General features: G+C 59.2%; 13 protein-coding genes. 6 read left to right on the plus strand and 7 right to left on the minus strand.

Translation table 11 applies throughout. The features are described from left to right. The first annotated feature begins 8 nt into the window (after nucleotides 1-8). A complete protein-coding gene (locus ACMGG3_RS15100; protein ID WP_410386900.1) occupies nucleotides 9-857 on the plus strand; it encodes a dihydrodipicolinate synthase family protein in 849 nt (282 codons plus the stop codon). 38 nt (nucleotides 858-895) lie between these two features. Here ACMGG3_RS15100 and lsrG read toward each other — a convergent pair whose 3' ends face one another. From lsrG to lsrA, 6 genes are read right to left on the minus strand one after another with little or no spacing between them, the layout of a single operon-like run. Then, nucleotides 896-1189: a (4S)-4-hydroxy-5-phosphonooxypentane-2,3-dione isomerase gene (gene lsrG / locus ACMGG3_RS15105; RefSeq protein WP_020883586.1), complete on the minus strand. Its 294-nt coding sequence runs from the start codon at nucleotides 1187-1189 to the stop codon at nucleotides 896-898. Next, the gene (lsrF, locus tag ACMGG3_RS15110) at nucleotides 1186-2073 is read right to left on the minus strand and encodes a 3-hydroxy-5-phosphonooxypentane-2,4-dione thiolase (protein WP_014171710.1); all 888 of its coding nucleotides are present in this window, start codon (nucleotides 2071-2073) and stop codon (nucleotides 1186-1188) included. The genes lsrG and lsrF overlap by 4 nt, the downstream gene beginning before the upstream one ends. Nucleotides 2074-2084: 11 nt before the next feature. Next, nucleotides 2085-3086, minus strand: a complete 1002-nt coding sequence (gene lsrB, locus ACMGG3_RS15115; protein WP_025202959.1) for an autoinducer 2 ABC transporter substrate-binding protein LsrB — start codon at nucleotides 3084-3086, stop codon at nucleotides 2085-2087. Then, nucleotides 3083-4066: an autoinducer 2 ABC transporter permease LsrD gene (gene lsrD, locus ACMGG3_RS15120; protein ID WP_014171712.1), complete on the minus strand. Its 984-nt coding sequence runs from the start codon at nucleotides 4064-4066 to the stop codon at nucleotides 3083-3085. The genes lsrB and lsrD overlap by 4 nt, the downstream gene beginning before the upstream one ends. After that, nucleotides 4067-5098, minus strand: a complete 1032-nt coding sequence (gene lsrC, locus ACMGG3_RS15125; protein ID WP_414149289.1) for an autoinducer 2 ABC transporter permease LsrC — start codon at nucleotides 5096-5098, stop codon at nucleotides 4067-4069. Next, nucleotides 5095-6582, minus strand: coding sequence for an autoinducer 2 ABC transporter ATP-binding protein LsrA (gene lsrA, locus ACMGG3_RS15130; RefSeq protein WP_148576798.1), 1488 nt, complete (start codon nucleotides 6580-6582; stop codon nucleotides 5095-5097). Before lsrA ends, lsrC begins: the two co-directional genes overlap by 4 nt. Before the next feature lie 215 nt (nucleotides 6583-6797). Between lsrA and lsrR the strand changes: the two genes are divergently transcribed. From lsrR to ACMGG3_RS15145, 3 genes are all read left to right on the plus strand, one after another. Next, nucleotides 6798-7769, plus strand: coding sequence for a transcriptional regulator LsrR (gene lsrR / locus ACMGG3_RS15135; RefSeq protein WP_020883581.1), 972 nt, complete (start codon nucleotides 6798-6800; stop codon nucleotides 7767-7769). A 33-nt stretch (nucleotides 7770-7802) separates the two neighbouring features. Continuing rightward, nucleotides 7803-9383 (plus strand): autoinducer-2 kinase, encoded by a 1581-nt coding sequence (gene lsrK / locus ACMGG3_RS15140; protein ID WP_020883580.1) that lies wholly within the window; start codon nucleotides 7803-7805, stop codon nucleotides 9381-9383. A gap of 160 nt (nucleotides 9384-9543) precedes the next feature. Then, nucleotides 9544-11565 carry an FAD-dependent oxidoreductase gene (locus tag ACMGG3_RS15145; protein WP_414149290.1) on the plus strand — a complete coding sequence of 674 codons (2022 nt, stop codon included), beginning with the start codon at nucleotides 9544-9546 and terminating at the stop codon, nucleotides 11563-11565. A gap of 61 nt (nucleotides 11566-11626) precedes the next feature. Here the strand turns inward: ACMGG3_RS15145 and rlmG are convergent, their stop codons facing one another. Next, nucleotides 11627-12763: a 23S rRNA (guanine(1835)-N(2))-methyltransferase RlmG gene (gene rlmG, locus ACMGG3_RS15150; protein WP_138614672.1), complete on the minus strand. Its 1137-nt coding sequence runs from the start codon at nucleotides 12761-12763 to the stop codon at nucleotides 11627-11629. Nucleotides 12764-12848: 85 nt separating this feature from the next. Here rlmG and ACMGG3_RS15155 point away from each other — a divergent pair, with 85 nt between their 5' ends. After that, nucleotides 12849-13352, plus strand: a complete 504-nt coding sequence (locus ACMGG3_RS15155; RefSeq protein WP_025202954.1) for a YgjP-like metallopeptidase domain-containing protein — start codon at nucleotides 12849-12851, stop codon at nucleotides 13350-13352. A gap of 70 nt (nucleotides 13353-13422) precedes the next feature. Then, a complete protein-coding gene (locus ACMGG3_RS15160) occupies nucleotides 13423-14421 on the plus strand; it encodes a Gfo/Idh/MocA family protein (protein ID WP_014171720.1) in 999 nt (332 codons plus the stop codon). The last annotated feature ends 53 nt before the right edge of the window (nucleotides 14422-14474 follow it).

Genomic DNA, 14474 nt, shown 5'->3' on the forward strand with positions numbered 1-14474 from the left:
ATAAGCGGATGTTTCACGGGTTAAGCGCATTCTCTCTGACGCCATTGCGAGAGGGGAAATTTGATGAGCAGGCGTTTGTGCAGTTGCTGCGCCCGCTGGTGGATGCCGGTGTCGATTCGCTGGGGATCCTCGGTTCGACGGGCAGTTACGCGTATCTGACGCCTGAAGAGCGCACGCATATCACCCGCTGTGCCGTGGCGCATGCCGACAACATCCCGGTGAGCGTAAGTATTGGCGCGCTTCGCCTCGACGATATTCTCCGTCTGGCGGATGAGGCGCAAAGCGCTGGCGCCCGCGGGGTGTTACTGGCCCCCGTGTCGTACCAGCGCCTGACGGCAGAGGAAGTGTTTACCCTGTATGAGACGGTGACCCACCGGATCTCTGTTCCGCTGTGCATTTACGACAACCCGGCCACCACCGGGTTCGAGTTTAACGACGATTTGCTGTATGCCGTGGCGGCGCTACCGAACGTCAAATCCGTCAAGCTCGGGCGCATACCGGACGATATCGCCCACATGCGCGCCCGTCTTCCTGAAAACGTCACCCTGGGCATCAGCGGCGACTGGCGGGCGGCGTCAGCCCTGCAGGCCGGGTTTGATGTCTGGTATTCGGTTATCGCAGGGCTGTATCCGCAGACGGCACTGGCGATTGCACGAGCCAAAGACACCGCAGCCTCTGACCGGCTGGCACCGCTGTGGGCGCTGTTCCGCCAGTACGGCAGTTTGCGGGTGATGGCCGCAGCAGCAGAAATGTCAGGGAAAGTGGCCGCGCCTGCACTGCCGTTCCCGCTTGCGTCGCTGAGCGGGAAACCGCGCGAAACGCTGGCGGCGATCCTGGCGGAACTGGCCCTCGCCTGAGCATCGCCGGGCTAGCGTAAGCGCTACCCGGCGGTCTGTTACGCCGGCAACAACCCGACAAAACTGCGTTTTTTGCGCGGCTCTGACATCAGGTCCTCAAGCTTATCCACGCAGGCCAGATAGTGCGGGGTTTTCTTGTGCGCCAGCACCGCCTCTTCATCCTTGTAGGCCTCGTAGATAAAGAACCGGGTTTTCACGCGCGGATCCTGTAAAACATCAAAGCGCAGATTGCCCGGCTCCTGAATCGCCCCTTCGTGGTTAGCGCGAAACACCTCCAGAAACTCATCGACCCGCTCGGGTTTGATGTTGATTTCCACTAATGTCACGTTCATTTTGCTTCTCCCTGTTTCTCTTCCTGCCAGAACTGGAACGCGTCCCGCGCGCTCATGTTCTCATGTACCACTTTTTTCACCGCTTTCAGCATGGCCAGCGGGGCACTGGACTGGAAGATATTGCGGCCCATGTCCACGCCGGACGCCCCCTGGTCAATCGCCCGCCAGCACATCTCCAGCGCGTCGTGCTCCGGCAGCTTTTTGCCTCCTGCAATCACGATCGGCACCGGGCAGCTGGCGGTTACTTTTTCAAACCCTTCGTCGACATAATAGGTTTTGACGAACTGCGCCCCCATCTCGGCCGCGATACGGCTGGCCAGCGAGAAATACCGCGCGTCGCGCGCCATCTCTTTGCCAACGCCCGTCACCGCCAGGGTCGGCATGCCATAGCGCGCACCGGCATCCACCAGTTTGATGATGTTGTTGATCGACTGATGTTCAAACTCACTGCCGATGTACACCTGCGCCGCCACCGCGCAGACGTTCAGGCGCAGCGCATCTTCCATCGCCACCGCCACGCACTCGTTGGAAAGTTCCCCTAAAATCGAATTGCCGCCGGAGGCGCGCAACACGACGGGTTTATTGGTGGCGACAGGCACCTGGCTGCGCAAAATACCGCGGGTGCACATCAGCACGTCGGTTTCCCCAAACAGCGGGGCGATAGAGAGATCGATACGCTCAAGGCCGGTCGTCGGTCCCTGGAAATAGCCGTGATCAAAGGCCAGCATCACCGTGCGGTTGCTTTTTGGGTTGAAGATGCGCGCCAGCCTGGACTGCATTCCCCAGTCCAGCGAGCCGCACCCCTTCAGGGTAAACGGCACGTTCTGCTGCGGTGTGCCGATGCCAAAATCTTTGCCGTCTTTGATGTCGTCTAAATCAGCCATTTGCTCCCCCGTCAGAAATCGTATTTGTTGATGTTCTCTTTGGTAAACACCACCCGCTCCGGCAGCAGCACAATGCCGTTGCCCTTCGCTTCATACTGGTAGCCCTGCACGCTGTTCGGCTCGACCTTCAGCGTACCGATATCTTTCACGTCCACGCTGTCGCCAACGTTAAGATCGCCTTTTTTCAACAACCGATCGGCGACATTGACCGCAATTTTGCCCTGTTGCACCACATCCCACAGGCCGAAGGCTTTCACCGTGCCGCGCTCTACGTACGGACGCATCACGTTAGGTGTGCTGAAGCCGACAATCGCCACCCCTTCTCGCTTCAGGTTTTCCGCCGCCTGCGCCGCCGCCGGCAGGGCGTTGGCATCCGGGGCGATGATCGCATCCAGATCCGGATACGCTTTTAAGATCCCCTCGGCGGTTTGTAGCGATTTGGTGGCATCGTTATAGCCAAACTGCGTGGTCACGACCTGCCACTGCGGATGATCTTTCTCGATTTTGGCCTTCGCCTCTTTCACCCACTGGTTCTGGTCGGTAACGGTCGGGCTGGAGTAAAAGAACGCCACTTTGGCATTCGGTTTGGTGACCTGTTTACCGGCCATGTCGACCAGCAGGCCGCCGAGCTGCGCCGGGGTGCCCTGGTTGATGTAGATGCTGCGGCATTCCGGTTTGGTGTCGGAGTCCCAGGTCAGTACTTTGACGCCACGCTGCATCGCGCGCTTCAGCGCCGGGCAGAGGCCATCCGGCGACACCGCCGAAACGATAATGGCGTTATAGCCCTGGTTAACGAAGTTGTTGATAAGCTGCACCTGGCCTGAGACGCTGGGCTCGGTCGGGCCGTCGTAGGTGACGTCCACGCCGAGATCTTTACCCGCCTCTTTCGCGCCATTGCCGCCGCTGGTAAAGAAGCCAACGCCCACCAGCTTGGGGATAAAGGCGATGCGGTCCGCGGCCTGTGCCGACGCGAAGCTGAGTGCCATCGCCAGGACTATCAGTTTTGTTTTCATCTTACGCTCCGGGTATGTTTTGTGAGGAGAGAGCGCACCCATTCACGGTGCAAACTCAGTGAACGTCCCATCACCACCACAACCAACAGCGCCCCTGACAGCGCGCTCGACACCTGGTTGGGGATGCCGACCATCTGTAAACCCTGCTGCAGATACCCCACCAGCAACGCCGCCAGGGCCGTACCGATTACCGACCCCGAACCGCCATAGATATTGGCGCCCCCGAGGACCGCTGCGGTCAGTGCAGGCATCAGTAAATCGCGTCCCAAATCCGAACGGGCCGAACCGAAATAGGAGACCATCACCAGCGCAGCAATGGCCGAAGCGACGCCCACCAGGCCATACAGGGCGTAGGGCATCCCGTTGACCGAGAGCGCCGCATAGCGCGCCGCGCGCGGGTTCTGCCCAATCAAAAACAGATGGCGGCCAAAGCGTCCGCGATGGGTAATCAGCCAGAAGAAGACGGTAATCACGGCGAACAGCACCAGCGGGATTGGCAACCCCAGGAACGTGAGGTTAGCGAACGCAGTAAAGCTGTCCGGGAAGCCACCGATGCCTTCGTAACCGGTCGCCCCCGCCATGCCGGAGAGCAGCAGTGCGCCGCCGCCGTAGAGATAGAGCGTGCCGAGGGTGATAACCAGTGGGCTGATGCCGGTGTAGTGGATCAGCGCAGCGTTGACCAGACCGCACAGCAGGCCGAGCAGCAGCGTCAACGGTATCGCCAGCGCCATCGGCCAGCCCGCCTGCATCATCACCCCCAGCGCGATGGCACACAGGCCGATGGTCGAACCGAGAGAAATATCAATGCCGCCGCTGATGATCACCAGGGTGAGCGGCAGCGCCACAATGCCAATGCAGATAAAATCACTGGTGCTGAACAGCAGCATGTTGATATCGAGCATGCGCGGATTGATGGCCCCAAAGAGCAGGATTTCCAGCACCAGTAATATCAGCAGCGCGCTTTCCCAGTTAAGCTTCATTTACGCCACCTCTTTTTTGTGTTTCGTAAACGGGGTGACATGCTTCCCCCCTTTGTTACCGGGCTGGAAGCGGCTGTACTTAAGTGCCCGTTGATGCCGGGCCAGCGCCTGGCGCAAACGCCCGTCGAGTACCAGCACACCGAGCAGCACCAGCCCGGCGATAAAGTCATTCCACCACGCGGGCAGCCTGAACAGCACCAGCACGGTGTCGATTTGAGTCAGGAAAAAAGCCCCCAGTAAGGCGCCAATAAGCGTCCCGGTACCGCCCAGCAGAGAGATCCCCCCGAGTACGCAGGCGGCAATGGCTTTCATCTCCAGCCCGCTGCCGGTCTGGTTAGGTACAAAGCCAATCTGCGAAGCGAAGACAATCCCCGCACACGCGGCCAGCATGCCGTTCAGCGTAAAAGCGAACATTCGCGTCCGGTTCACCGCCACGCCCAGCTGGCGTGCGGCGGTAAGGTTATCGCCCACGGCGTAGAAATCGCGTCCGAAGGCGGTGCGCGACAACGTCCATGCGCCGACCGCGGCTAAAAACACCACGCCCATTCCGAGCGGTGAAATACCCATAGCGGCAGGTTCAGAGAGCGATTTCAGGCTCGGCGGTAGCCCTTCAATCCACTTTCCTCCCGTCCACAGCAGCATCGCCCCGCGATAGAGGCCCAGCGTGCCGAGGGTGGCCACAATTGCCGGAATACGCAGCCCCACCACCAGAAAACCGTTAAATGCTCCCGCCAGTGCGCCAATCGACAGCGCAAAGAGGATCGATACCGGCAGGGTGTAGCCGCTGTTCAGGGCCACCCCCACGGCAATGGCAGACAGCCCGACGGTAGAGCCGACGGAAACATCAATATTGCGGGTCAACATCACCAGCGCAGCGCCGAGCGCCAGCAGGATCAGGATTTGCGAACTGGCGAAGATCATCCCCAGCGTTTGCAGGCTGAAATAGGCCGGATTGAGCCCCACCAGCACCGCGAACAACGCCAGAATGGCGATGAACGCGCTCAGTTCGCGATTTTTCAGTAAGGTCTTCATGACTGCCCTCCGAATGCCAGCGCCATCATTCTGTCGAGACTGACCGCGTGCCGGGACAGCTCGCCGCTGAGCACGCCCTGGTGCATCACCAGCACGCGATCGGCAAGCCCGGGGAACTCATCCAGATCGCTTGAGATCATCAGCACCGCCACGTTCTGCGCCGCCACGCTTTTGATGAGCTGATAGATATCGGCCCGCGCCGACACATCCACTCCGCGTGTCGGTTCATCGACGATCAACAGCAGCGGGTTCGCCTCCAGACAGCGCGCCAGCAACACCTTCTGCTGGTTGCCGCCGGAGAGCGTGCGCACGGTTTGATCCGCATGGTTAAGCTTGATCCCCAGCGCCCGGTGATAGCGCTCCACCACCGCCGACTCCCGTTTGCGCTGCTGCCAGACCGAGGGCTCATTCAGCGCCACGGTGTTCCAGCGAATCGGCGCATCCAGGAACAAGCCGGAAACCTGTCGGTCCTCTGGCAGGTAGACCAGCCCTTTCTCCAGCCGTGCCGCCACGGGTTCGCCGGTTATTTCCTGATTTTCCAGCCAGACTCGTCCACCGCGCACCGGGCGCAGCCCATACAGCGTTTCCGCAAACTCGGTGCGCCCGGAGCCGACCAGCCCGGCGAGGCCAACTATTTCCCCGGCATAGATTTCCATGCTGAGATCGATAAATCCCTCACCGGTAAGCTCTTCCACCCGCAGCACCGGGAAATCCTGCGGCTGCGTGCGGCGATTGCCCGGCAGCGCCAGCCACAGTTTTTGTGCATCACTTAATCCTTTTTCGCGGCTCACCGGCGTCATGGCCGCAATCAGGGCGTTATCGTCAAACTGTGCAGTTTCACCACTGAGCACGATCGCGCCGTCGCGCATTACCGAGACGTGGCTCGCCAGCTGGCGGATCTCCGGTAATTTGTGCGAGATAAAAACAATGCCGACGCCCAGCGCCTGCAACGCGCGGATCTGGCGGAACAGCCGTTCGGTTTCCCCCGGGGTGAGCGACGCCGTGGGTTCATCAAGGATCAGGATCTTCGCGTTACGCATCAGGCCGCGCAGGATCTCCACCATCTGTTGATCCGCCACTTCAAGGGTGCTGGCGGTGGCATCAAGATTGAGCTGACACTGCAGCTGCTGGAGTTTCTCCGCCAGCCGTTCCCCCATACCGGCCTCACGCGGCAGGCGGAAAAGGATGTTTTCCCGCACCGTCAGGTTGGGGAAAAGCAGGGGTTCCTGCGGCACCAGATAAATCCCCAGCCTGTGGGCCTGCGCGGGCGAAAGCCGCGCAAACGCGTGGCCGTCAACCGAAAGTTCACCGCTGTCCGGCGTTTCCACCCCGGCGATGATTTTCATCAGCGTTGATTTTCCCGCGCCGTTACCGCCCATCAGCGCATGCACCTGACCCGCAAGCAGCGTGAAATGAATACCTTTCAGGACCGGTATACCGGAGAACTGCTTGCTGATATCACGTGCTTCGATAAGTGGCGTCATTATCGCTCCGCTATTGAACAAATGATTTTTAGATTTAATAATGTTCAAAAGCGTAGACGGTGAACTATATTTAGAACCGTGCAGGGATCACAAATTTATCGATTAAGATCCACACAGACACAAATCAATCTAAAAGATCTGTTTTGTCGCGTGGTTCACACTTTCTTTCTGCGCGATCACGAACATATGATCTAAATTTTTATAAGAGTTCAATTATGAGCGATAAACGCACTGCGGAAGAAGGTCGTTTTGCCGGGCTGGCACTGGCGGAAGAAGAGCTGGTTGCCCGCGTCGCCTGGTGCTACTACCACGACGGATTAACCCAGAATGACATCGGCGAGCGGCTCGGACTGCCGCGCCTGAAGATCTCGCGTCTGCTGGAGAAAGGACGACAGTCCGGGGTGATCCGCGTGCAGATCAACTCCCGCTATGAGGGGTGTCTGGCGCTGGAAACCGAGCTGCAGCAACGCTTCGGGCTCAAGCTGGTTCGCGTGTTGCCGGCCCTGAATACCCCGCCCATGAATGTCCGGCTGGGCATTGGCGCGGCGCAATCGCTGATGGGCGTGCTGGAGCCCGGCCAGCTGCTGGCGGTGGGATTTGGTGAAACCACCATGAGCAGCCTGCAGCACTTAAGTGGTTTTATCAGCTCGCAGCAGATCCGCCTGGTGACGCTCTCCGGCGGCGTTGGGCCGTATATGACGGGCATCGGTCAGCTTGATGCTGCCTGCAGCGTCAGCATGATCCCCGCCCCGCTTCGCGTTTCCTCCGCCGAAGTGGCCGGGATCCTAAAACGCGAATCCAGCGTGCGGGACGTGATCCTCGCCGCCGCCGCGGCCGATGTGGCGGTGGTAGGCATTGGTTCGGTGAACCAGCGCCGGGACGCCACCATATTGCGCTCCGGCTATATCAGCGAAGGTGAACAGCTGATGTACGCCCGCAAAGGGGCGGTGGGCGATATCCTTGGCTATTTCCTGAACGCCGAAGGGGAATGCGTGCACGAGCTGGAGATCCACCGGGAATTGCTGGGCGTCACGCTCGATGAACTGGCGCAGTTGCCCACCATCGTTGGCGTGGCCGGAGGTGAAGAGAAAGCCGATGCGATTTATGCCGCACTCAAAGGCCGCCGTATTAATGGCCTGGTGACGGAGGAGACGACAGCCCGCGCGGTGCTGGCTCTGGCGAGCTAAGAGCCTGTCCTGCGCCTGACACGAGGCATGCTCATGAGTTACCTTTTAGCGTTAGATGCAGGGACAGGCAGCGTTCGCGCCGTAATTTTCGATTTGCAGGGCAACCAGGTTGCCGTTGGCCAGGCCGAGTGGAAACACCTGAGCGTGGAGAATGTGCCGGGCTCGATGGAGTTTGATCTCGATATTAACTGGCGGCTCACTTGCCAGTGTATTCATCAGGCGCTGGAGCGCGCCCGCCTGAGCGCAGCGGATATCCAGTCCGTGGCCTGCTGCTCAATGCGCGAGGGGATCGTGCTGTATGACCGCAACGGCGACGCCATCTGGGCATGCGCCAACGTCGATGCCCGCGCCAGCCGCGAGGTAGCCGAACTCAAAGAGATCCACGACTACCGTTTTGAATCCGAAGTGTATGACGTCTCCGGCCAGACCCTGGCCCTGAGCGCTATGCCGCGCCTGCTGTGGCTGGCGCACCATCGTCCGGACATCTACCGCAAAGCCGCCACGATCACCATGATAAGCGACTGGCTGGCGGCAAAACTGTCCGGCGAGCTGGCCGTTGACCCGTCCAATGCCGGGACTACCGGTATGCTGGATCTCTTCTCCCGTGACTGGCGTCCGGCGCTGCTCGACATGGCCGGGCTGCGTGCCGATATCCTCTCTCCGGTGAAGGAGACCGGCACCGTGCTCGGTGCGATCACCAAAGATGCCGCACAGCAGAGCGGCCTGCGCGAAGGCACGCCGGTGGTGATGGGCGGTGGCGACGTGCAGCTTGGCTGTCTTGGGTTAGGCGTCGTGCGGGCCGGGCAAACGGCCGTGCTGGGCGGTACCTTCTGGCAGCAGGTGGTCAACCTGCCGCAGGTACGCACCGACCCGGAGATGAACATCCGCGTGAATCCGCATGTGATCCCCGGCATGGCGCAGGCGGAGTCGATCAGCTTCTTTACCGGCCTGACCATGCGCTGGTTCCGTGACGCCTTCTGCGCGGAAGAGAAACTCATCGCGGAGCGGATGGGAATGGACACTTACTCCCTGCTTGAGGAGATGGCCAGCCGCGTGCCCGCCGGTTCACACGGTGTTATGCCGATCTTCTCAGATGCTATGCACTTCAAGCAGTGGTATCACGCCGCGCCGTCGTTTATTAACCTCTCCATCGACCCGGAAAAATGCAACAAAGCCACGCTGTTCCGTGCGCTGGAAGAGAACGCGGCGATTGTCTCGGCGTGTAACCTGACGCAGATCTCACGGTTCTCAGGGGTAACGTTCGACGGTCTGGTGTTTGCAGGCGGTGGCTCGAAAGGTGCGTTGTGGAGCCAGATTTTAAGCGACGTGACCGGTCTGCCGGTGCGCGTCCCGCAAGTGAAAGAGGCGACAGCGCTGGGCTGTGCGATTGCTGCCGGAACGGGAGCCGGGCTGTTTTCGGATATGGCGGCGACAGGCGAACGGCTGGTGAAATGGAGCCGCGAGTTCACGCCGAACCCGGCGCACCGGGAGCTGTATGACGGTATGATGCAGAAGTGGCAGGCCGTTTATGCCGACCAGCTTGGGCTGGTGGACAGCGGACTGACGACATCGATGTGGCAGGCACCGGGCTTAGTACGTGCCCCCTCTCCCTGAGAGCTATAACGCCCCCTCTCCCTCAGGGAGAGGGCATCAGGCCACACCAATATTTGAATCCCATCACAATCGCCGCATTCCCCTTTTCCCTTTTACTCATCGCTGGCTAAATTAGTAACTCATCCGACCACATAACAATAATTTTACACTGGAAGAGACTATGAGCCACTACCCGTCGTTATTTGCCCCCCTCGATCTGGGGTTCACCACCCTTAAAAACCGCGTGCTAATGGGCTCAATGCATACCGGGCTTGAAGAACATCCGGACGGGGCCGAACGTCTGGCGGCCTTCTATGCCGAGCGTGCACGTCACGGGGTGGCGCTGATTGTTACCGGCGGGGTGGCCCCTGCGCCTTCTGGCGTGGGGATGGAAGGCGGTGCGGTGCTGAACGATGCCAGCCAGCTGCCGCATCATCGCGTGGTCACTGACGCCGTTCACCGGGAGGGCGGGAAAATTGCCCTGCAGATCCTGCACACCGGGCGTTACAGCTATCAACCGAATCTGGTCGCACCGTCGGCCATTCAGGCCCCGATTAACCGCTTTACGCCCCATGCCCTCAGCCACGATGAGATCCTGACGCTGATTGACGACTTCGCCCGCTGTGCGGCACTGGCGCGTGAAGCGGGCTATGACGGTGTTGAGGTGATGGGCTCGGAAGGCTACCTGATCAACGAATTCCTCGCGGCCCGCACAAACCAGCGCGACGATGAGTGGGGTGGCGATTACGCGCGCCGCATGCGCTTTGCAGTGGAAGTGGTGCGCGCCGTGCGTGAACGTGCCGGGGCGGATTTTATTATTATCTACCGCCTGTCGATGCTCGATCTGGTGGAGGGCGGCGGGACGTTCGACGAAACCGTACAGCTGGCGCAGGCGATTGAAGCCGCCGGCGCGACCATCATCAATACCGGCATTGGCTGGCACGAGGCGCGTATTCCGACCATCGCCACGCCGGTGCCACGCGCGGCGTTCAGCTGGGTCACGCGCAAGCTGAAAGGGAAAGTGTCTGTCCCGCTGGTGACCACTAACCGCATTAACGACCCTCAGGTGGCGGAAAATGTGATCGCCGCCGGTGATGCCGACATGGTCTCCATGGCGCGTCCGTTCCTTGCGGATGCCGAGCTGCTTTCCAAAGCGCAGAGCGGGCGTGCAGATGAGATTAACACCTGCATCGGCTGTAATCAGGCCTGTCTGGATCAGATTTTTGTTGGCAAGGTCACTTCGTGTCTGGTCAACCCCCGCGCCTGCCACGAAACCAAAATGCCGATTTTCCCGGCGGTGCATAAAAAACGCCTGGCCGTGGTCGGTGCCGGCCCGGCGGGTCTGGCGTTTGCGGTGAATGCCGCCTCGCGCGGCCACAGCGTGACGTTGTTCGATGCCGCCGCTGAGATTGGCGGGCAGTTCAATATCGCCAAACAGATCCCGGGCAAAGAAGAATTTTACGAAACCCTGCGCTATTACCGCCGAATGATCGACCTGACGGGCGTGGATCTGCGCCTCAACCAGTTTGTAAACCCGGCGGATGTAATGGATTACGATGAGGTGATCCTGGCAAGCGGGATCGCACCACGCAGGCCTGCGATCGAGGGCATCGATCATCCGAAAGTCCTGAGCTATCTGGACGTTTTGCGTGACAAAGCGCTGGTGGGGGCAAAAGTGGCGATCATCGGCTGCGGCGGGATCGGGTTCGATACCGCGATGTACTTAAGTCAGCCCGGCGAACCCACCAGCCAGAACATTGCCGACTTCTGCGTGGAATGGGGTATCGACACCAGCCTTAACCAGTCCGGCGGCTTGCGGCCGGAAGGACCCCAGCTGCCGAAAAGCCCGCGTCAGATCGTCATGTTGCAGCGTAAAGCCAGCAAACCCGGTGAAGGACTGGGCAAAACCACGGGCTGGATCCATCGCGCAACCCTGCTCTCTCGCGGGGTGAAGATGATACCGTCGGTGAGCTATCAGAAGATCGATGACGCGGGGCTGCACGTGCTGATCGGCGGTGAGCCGCAGCTGCTGCAGGTGGATCATGTGATTTTGTGTGCGGGTCAGGAGCCGAAGCGCGATCTGGTGGATCCGCTGCGTGAGGCGGGAAAAACGGTACACCAGATCGGCGGATGCGACGTGGCGATGGAGCTGGATGCGCGACGCGCCATTGCGCAGGGCACAACGCTGGCCTTGAGTCTCTGAGTGACGCAACGCTCACCGGGCCTGCACGCGAGGCAGGCCGGTGTAAACTCAGCGCCCCGCGTTAGCGGCGGCGACCCAGCTTGACGGATTTCAGCACCACGAACTTGTTGTTGGTGGCAACCGTGGTGCAGTTACCGAAGATCTTCTTCAGCTTGTGGAAGTAGTCCAGGTGACGGTTCGCCACGATATACAGCTCGCCGTTAATTTTCAGGCAGCGGCGTGCATGGTGGAACATCTCCCAGGCGACGTTATCCGTCAGGGCGTGTTTCTGGTGGAACGGGGGATTACAGAACACGGCATTAAAGCGGAACGGCTCAACGCCCGACAGCGCGTTGTTAATCATAAACTCGCAGCGATCCAGCGCGTCCGGCATGTTGGTTTCAACGTTCAGACGACTGGAGGCCACCGCCATCGGCGACTCATCACTAAATACAACGCTCGCGTCAGGGTTCTTCGCCAGCAGCGTCAGGCCAATCACACCGTTACCACAGCCCAGATCGACGATTTCGCCTTCCAGGTTATCCGGCAGATTTTCAATAAAGAAACGCGCCCCGATATCAAGGCCGGTGCGGGAGAAGACGTTCGCGTGGTTGTGGATTGTCCAGTCAGTGCCTTCCAGCGTCCAGCTCAGGGTTTCTGGCGCGTCGGCCAGTTCCGGGGCACTGAAAGTACAGTTAATGAGACGCGCTTTTTTCCAGGCCAGCGTCGTGGTGGTTGGGCCGAGCACTTTCTCGAACAATTCCAGCGTTGAGGTATGAATATCACGCGCCTTGGCCCCCGCGATAATACGCGTTTGTGGGGTAACGACGTTGCGCAGTGCGCGCAATTGTTGTTCCAGCAGCGCCATTGTTTTCGGCACTTTGATCAGCACCACGCCCGGCGCCTGCGGGTAGTCCGCGGTGCTGTCGAGGAACTTAACGCTGGATTCGTCGATGTCGTTGTGGCGCAGGTTTTCCCGCGTCGCCAGCTCGCTCAAGTAGGAATCACCGATGCTGTAAGGCGTGTGTGCTGCCAGAGCACAGGCCAGCGCGCCAAACGCGTCATTCAGGATCAAAACCGGGCCGCTGATTTCAGTGTCATCCAACTGTTGCAGCAGATATTCATCCGCCGCTTCCCACGCCTGAAGCGGGTTAACGTCGTCCGTTTCCGGGAAACGTTTTAGGTTGAGTGAACGGAAACCGTTGTCTAAGTGGCTCATCGGCCCTCCTGAATGGTAAAATTTCGGCGTTATCCCTGAAAAGGGTGCGTGAGTATACCCGTTTTATTGTCAAATTGGGGCGTTGATGAACCAACTAACTTATCTCCAGGGCTACCCGGAGAACTTACTTTCTCAGGTTCGCAGCTTAATTGCCGAGCAAAAGCTGGGCGCGGTGCTGGAAAAACGCTATCCGGGTACGCATGACTTCGCGACCGATAAGGCGCTCTGGCAGTATACCCAGGATCTGAAAAACACCTATCTGAAGAGCGCGCCACCCATCAATAAGGTGATGTACGACAACAAGATCCATGTGCTGAAAAACGCGCTCGGCCTGCACACTGCCGTTTCCCGTGTTCAGGGCGGCAAGCTCAAAGCGAAAGCGGAGATCCGCGTTGCTACCGTGTTTCGTCACGCGCCGGAAGCGTTCTTGCGGATGATCGTGGTGCATGAGCTGGCACACCTGAAGGAAAAAGAGCACGACAAGGCCTTCTATTCTCTGTGCTGCCATATGGAGCCTCAGTACCACCAGCTGGAGTTCGATACCCGCTTATGGCTTACGCATTTATCGTTAAAGAGTAATGCGCAGTAGCGCACTGGTTTTGCAATAATCACGTGCTACAGTGGCTAAAGGTTCCCTGCTACGGAGTACGTAAACGTTTATGATACGTTTCGCAGTTATTGGCACGAACTGGATCACCCGCCAGTTCGTCGACGCCGCCCATGAAACCGGCAAATTTAAGCTCACCGCAGTCTATTCCCGCAGCCTGGAGCAGGCGCAGAGTTTCGCGAACGACTATCTGGTTGAACATCTGTTCACGTCGCTCGATGAGATGGCGCAAAGTGACGCCATTGACGCGGTCTACATCGCCAGCCCAAACTCCCTGCACTTTCCGCAAACGTCGCTGTTTCTTAGCCATAAAAAACATGTGATTTGCGAGAAGCCGCTGGCCTCGAACATTCAGGAAGTGGAAGCCGCGATTCAGCTTGCCCGCGACAATCAGGTGGTACTGTTCGAAGCGTTCAAAACCGCCAGCCTGCCAAACTTCCTGCTGTTACAGCAGTCTCTGCCGAAGATTGGCAAAGTGCGTAAAGCGTTTATTAATTACTGCCAGTACTCGTCGCGCTATCAACGTTATCTGGACGGTGAAAACCCGAACACCTTTAACCCGGCCTTCTCTAACGGCTCGATTATGGACATCGGTTTTTACTGTCTGGCCTCTGCCGTTGCGCTGTGGGGCGAGCCGCACGGCGTCACCGCCACGGCCAGCCTGCTGGAAAGCGGTGTGGATGCGCACGGCATCGTGGTGCTGGATTACGGTGATTTCAGCGTTACGCTGCAGCACTCCAAGGTGAGCGATTCCGTTCTGCCCAGCGAAATTCAGGGCGAAGCGGGCTCACTGGTTATCGAGAAGATTTCCGAGTGTCAGAAGCTGAGCATTGTCCCACGCGGCGGCAAAGCGCAGGAGCTGACGCAGCCTCAGCATATTAACACTATGCTCTATGAGGCAGAGGTCTTCGCCCGTCTGGTGGAAGACAACGAAGTGAATCACCCTGGGCTGGCGGTCAGTCGCACCACGGCGAAACTGCAAACCGAGATCCGCCGTCAAACCGGCGTGGTCTTTCCTGCAGATGGCGTGGGCGCAGAAGCTATCGCGTAAAGCTGTGTAATGAAACGGTGCAGACCATTGACGAAATCACTGGTCTGACATAT

Origin of the sequence: Enterobacter sp. BNK-18, from assembly GCF_047456135.1 — a bacterium.
Taxonomy (GTDB): Bacteria; Pseudomonadota; Gammaproteobacteria; order Enterobacterales; family Enterobacteriaceae; genus Enterobacter; species Enterobacter ludwigii.

Coding starts and splice junctions, on each gene's coding strand:
- lsrR (WP_020883581.1), top strand. CDS start 6,798: ATGAGCGATAAACGCACTGCGGAAGAAGGTCGTTTTGCCGGGCTGGCA.
- rlmG (WP_138614672.1), bottom strand. CDS start 12,763: ATGAGCCACTTAGACAACGGTTTCCGTTCACTCAACCTAAAACGTTTC.
- lsrC (WP_414149289.1), bottom strand. CDS start 5,098: ATGAAGACCTTACTGAAAAATCGCGAACTGAGCGCGTTCATCGCCATT.
- ACMGG3_RS15100 (WP_410386900.1), top strand. CDS start 9: ATGTTTCACGGGTTAAGCGCATTCTCTCTGACGCCATTGCGAGAGGGG.
- ACMGG3_RS15145 (WP_414149290.1), top strand. CDS start 9,544: ATGAGCCACTACCCGTCGTTATTTGCCCCCCTCGATCTGGGGTTCACC.
- lsrF (WP_014171710.1), bottom strand. CDS start 2,073: ATGGCTGATTTAGACGACATCAAAGACGGCAAAGATTTTGGCATCGGC.
- ACMGG3_RS15160 (WP_014171720.1), top strand. CDS start 13,423: ATGATACGTTTCGCAGTTATTGGCACGAACTGGATCACCCGCCAGTTC.
- lsrD (WP_014171712.1), bottom strand. CDS start 4,066: ATGAAGCTTAACTGGGAAAGCGCGCTGCTGATATTACTGGTGCTGGAA.
- lsrG (WP_020883586.1), bottom strand. CDS start 1,189: ATGAACGTGACATTAGTGGAAATCAACATCAAACCCGAGCGGGTCGAT.
- lsrB (WP_025202959.1), bottom strand. CDS start 3,086: ATGAAAACAAAACTGATAGTCCTGGCGATGGCACTCAGCTTCGCGTCG.
- lsrA (WP_148576798.1), bottom strand. CDS start 6,582: ATGACGCCACTTATCGAAGCACGTGATATCAGCAAGCAGTTCTCCGGT.
- lsrK (WP_020883580.1), top strand. CDS start 7,803: ATGAGTTACCTTTTAGCGTTAGATGCAGGGACAGGCAGCGTTCGCGCC.
- ACMGG3_RS15155 (WP_025202954.1), top strand. CDS start 12,849: ATGAACCAACTAACTTATCTCCAGGGCTACCCGGAGAACTTACTTTCT.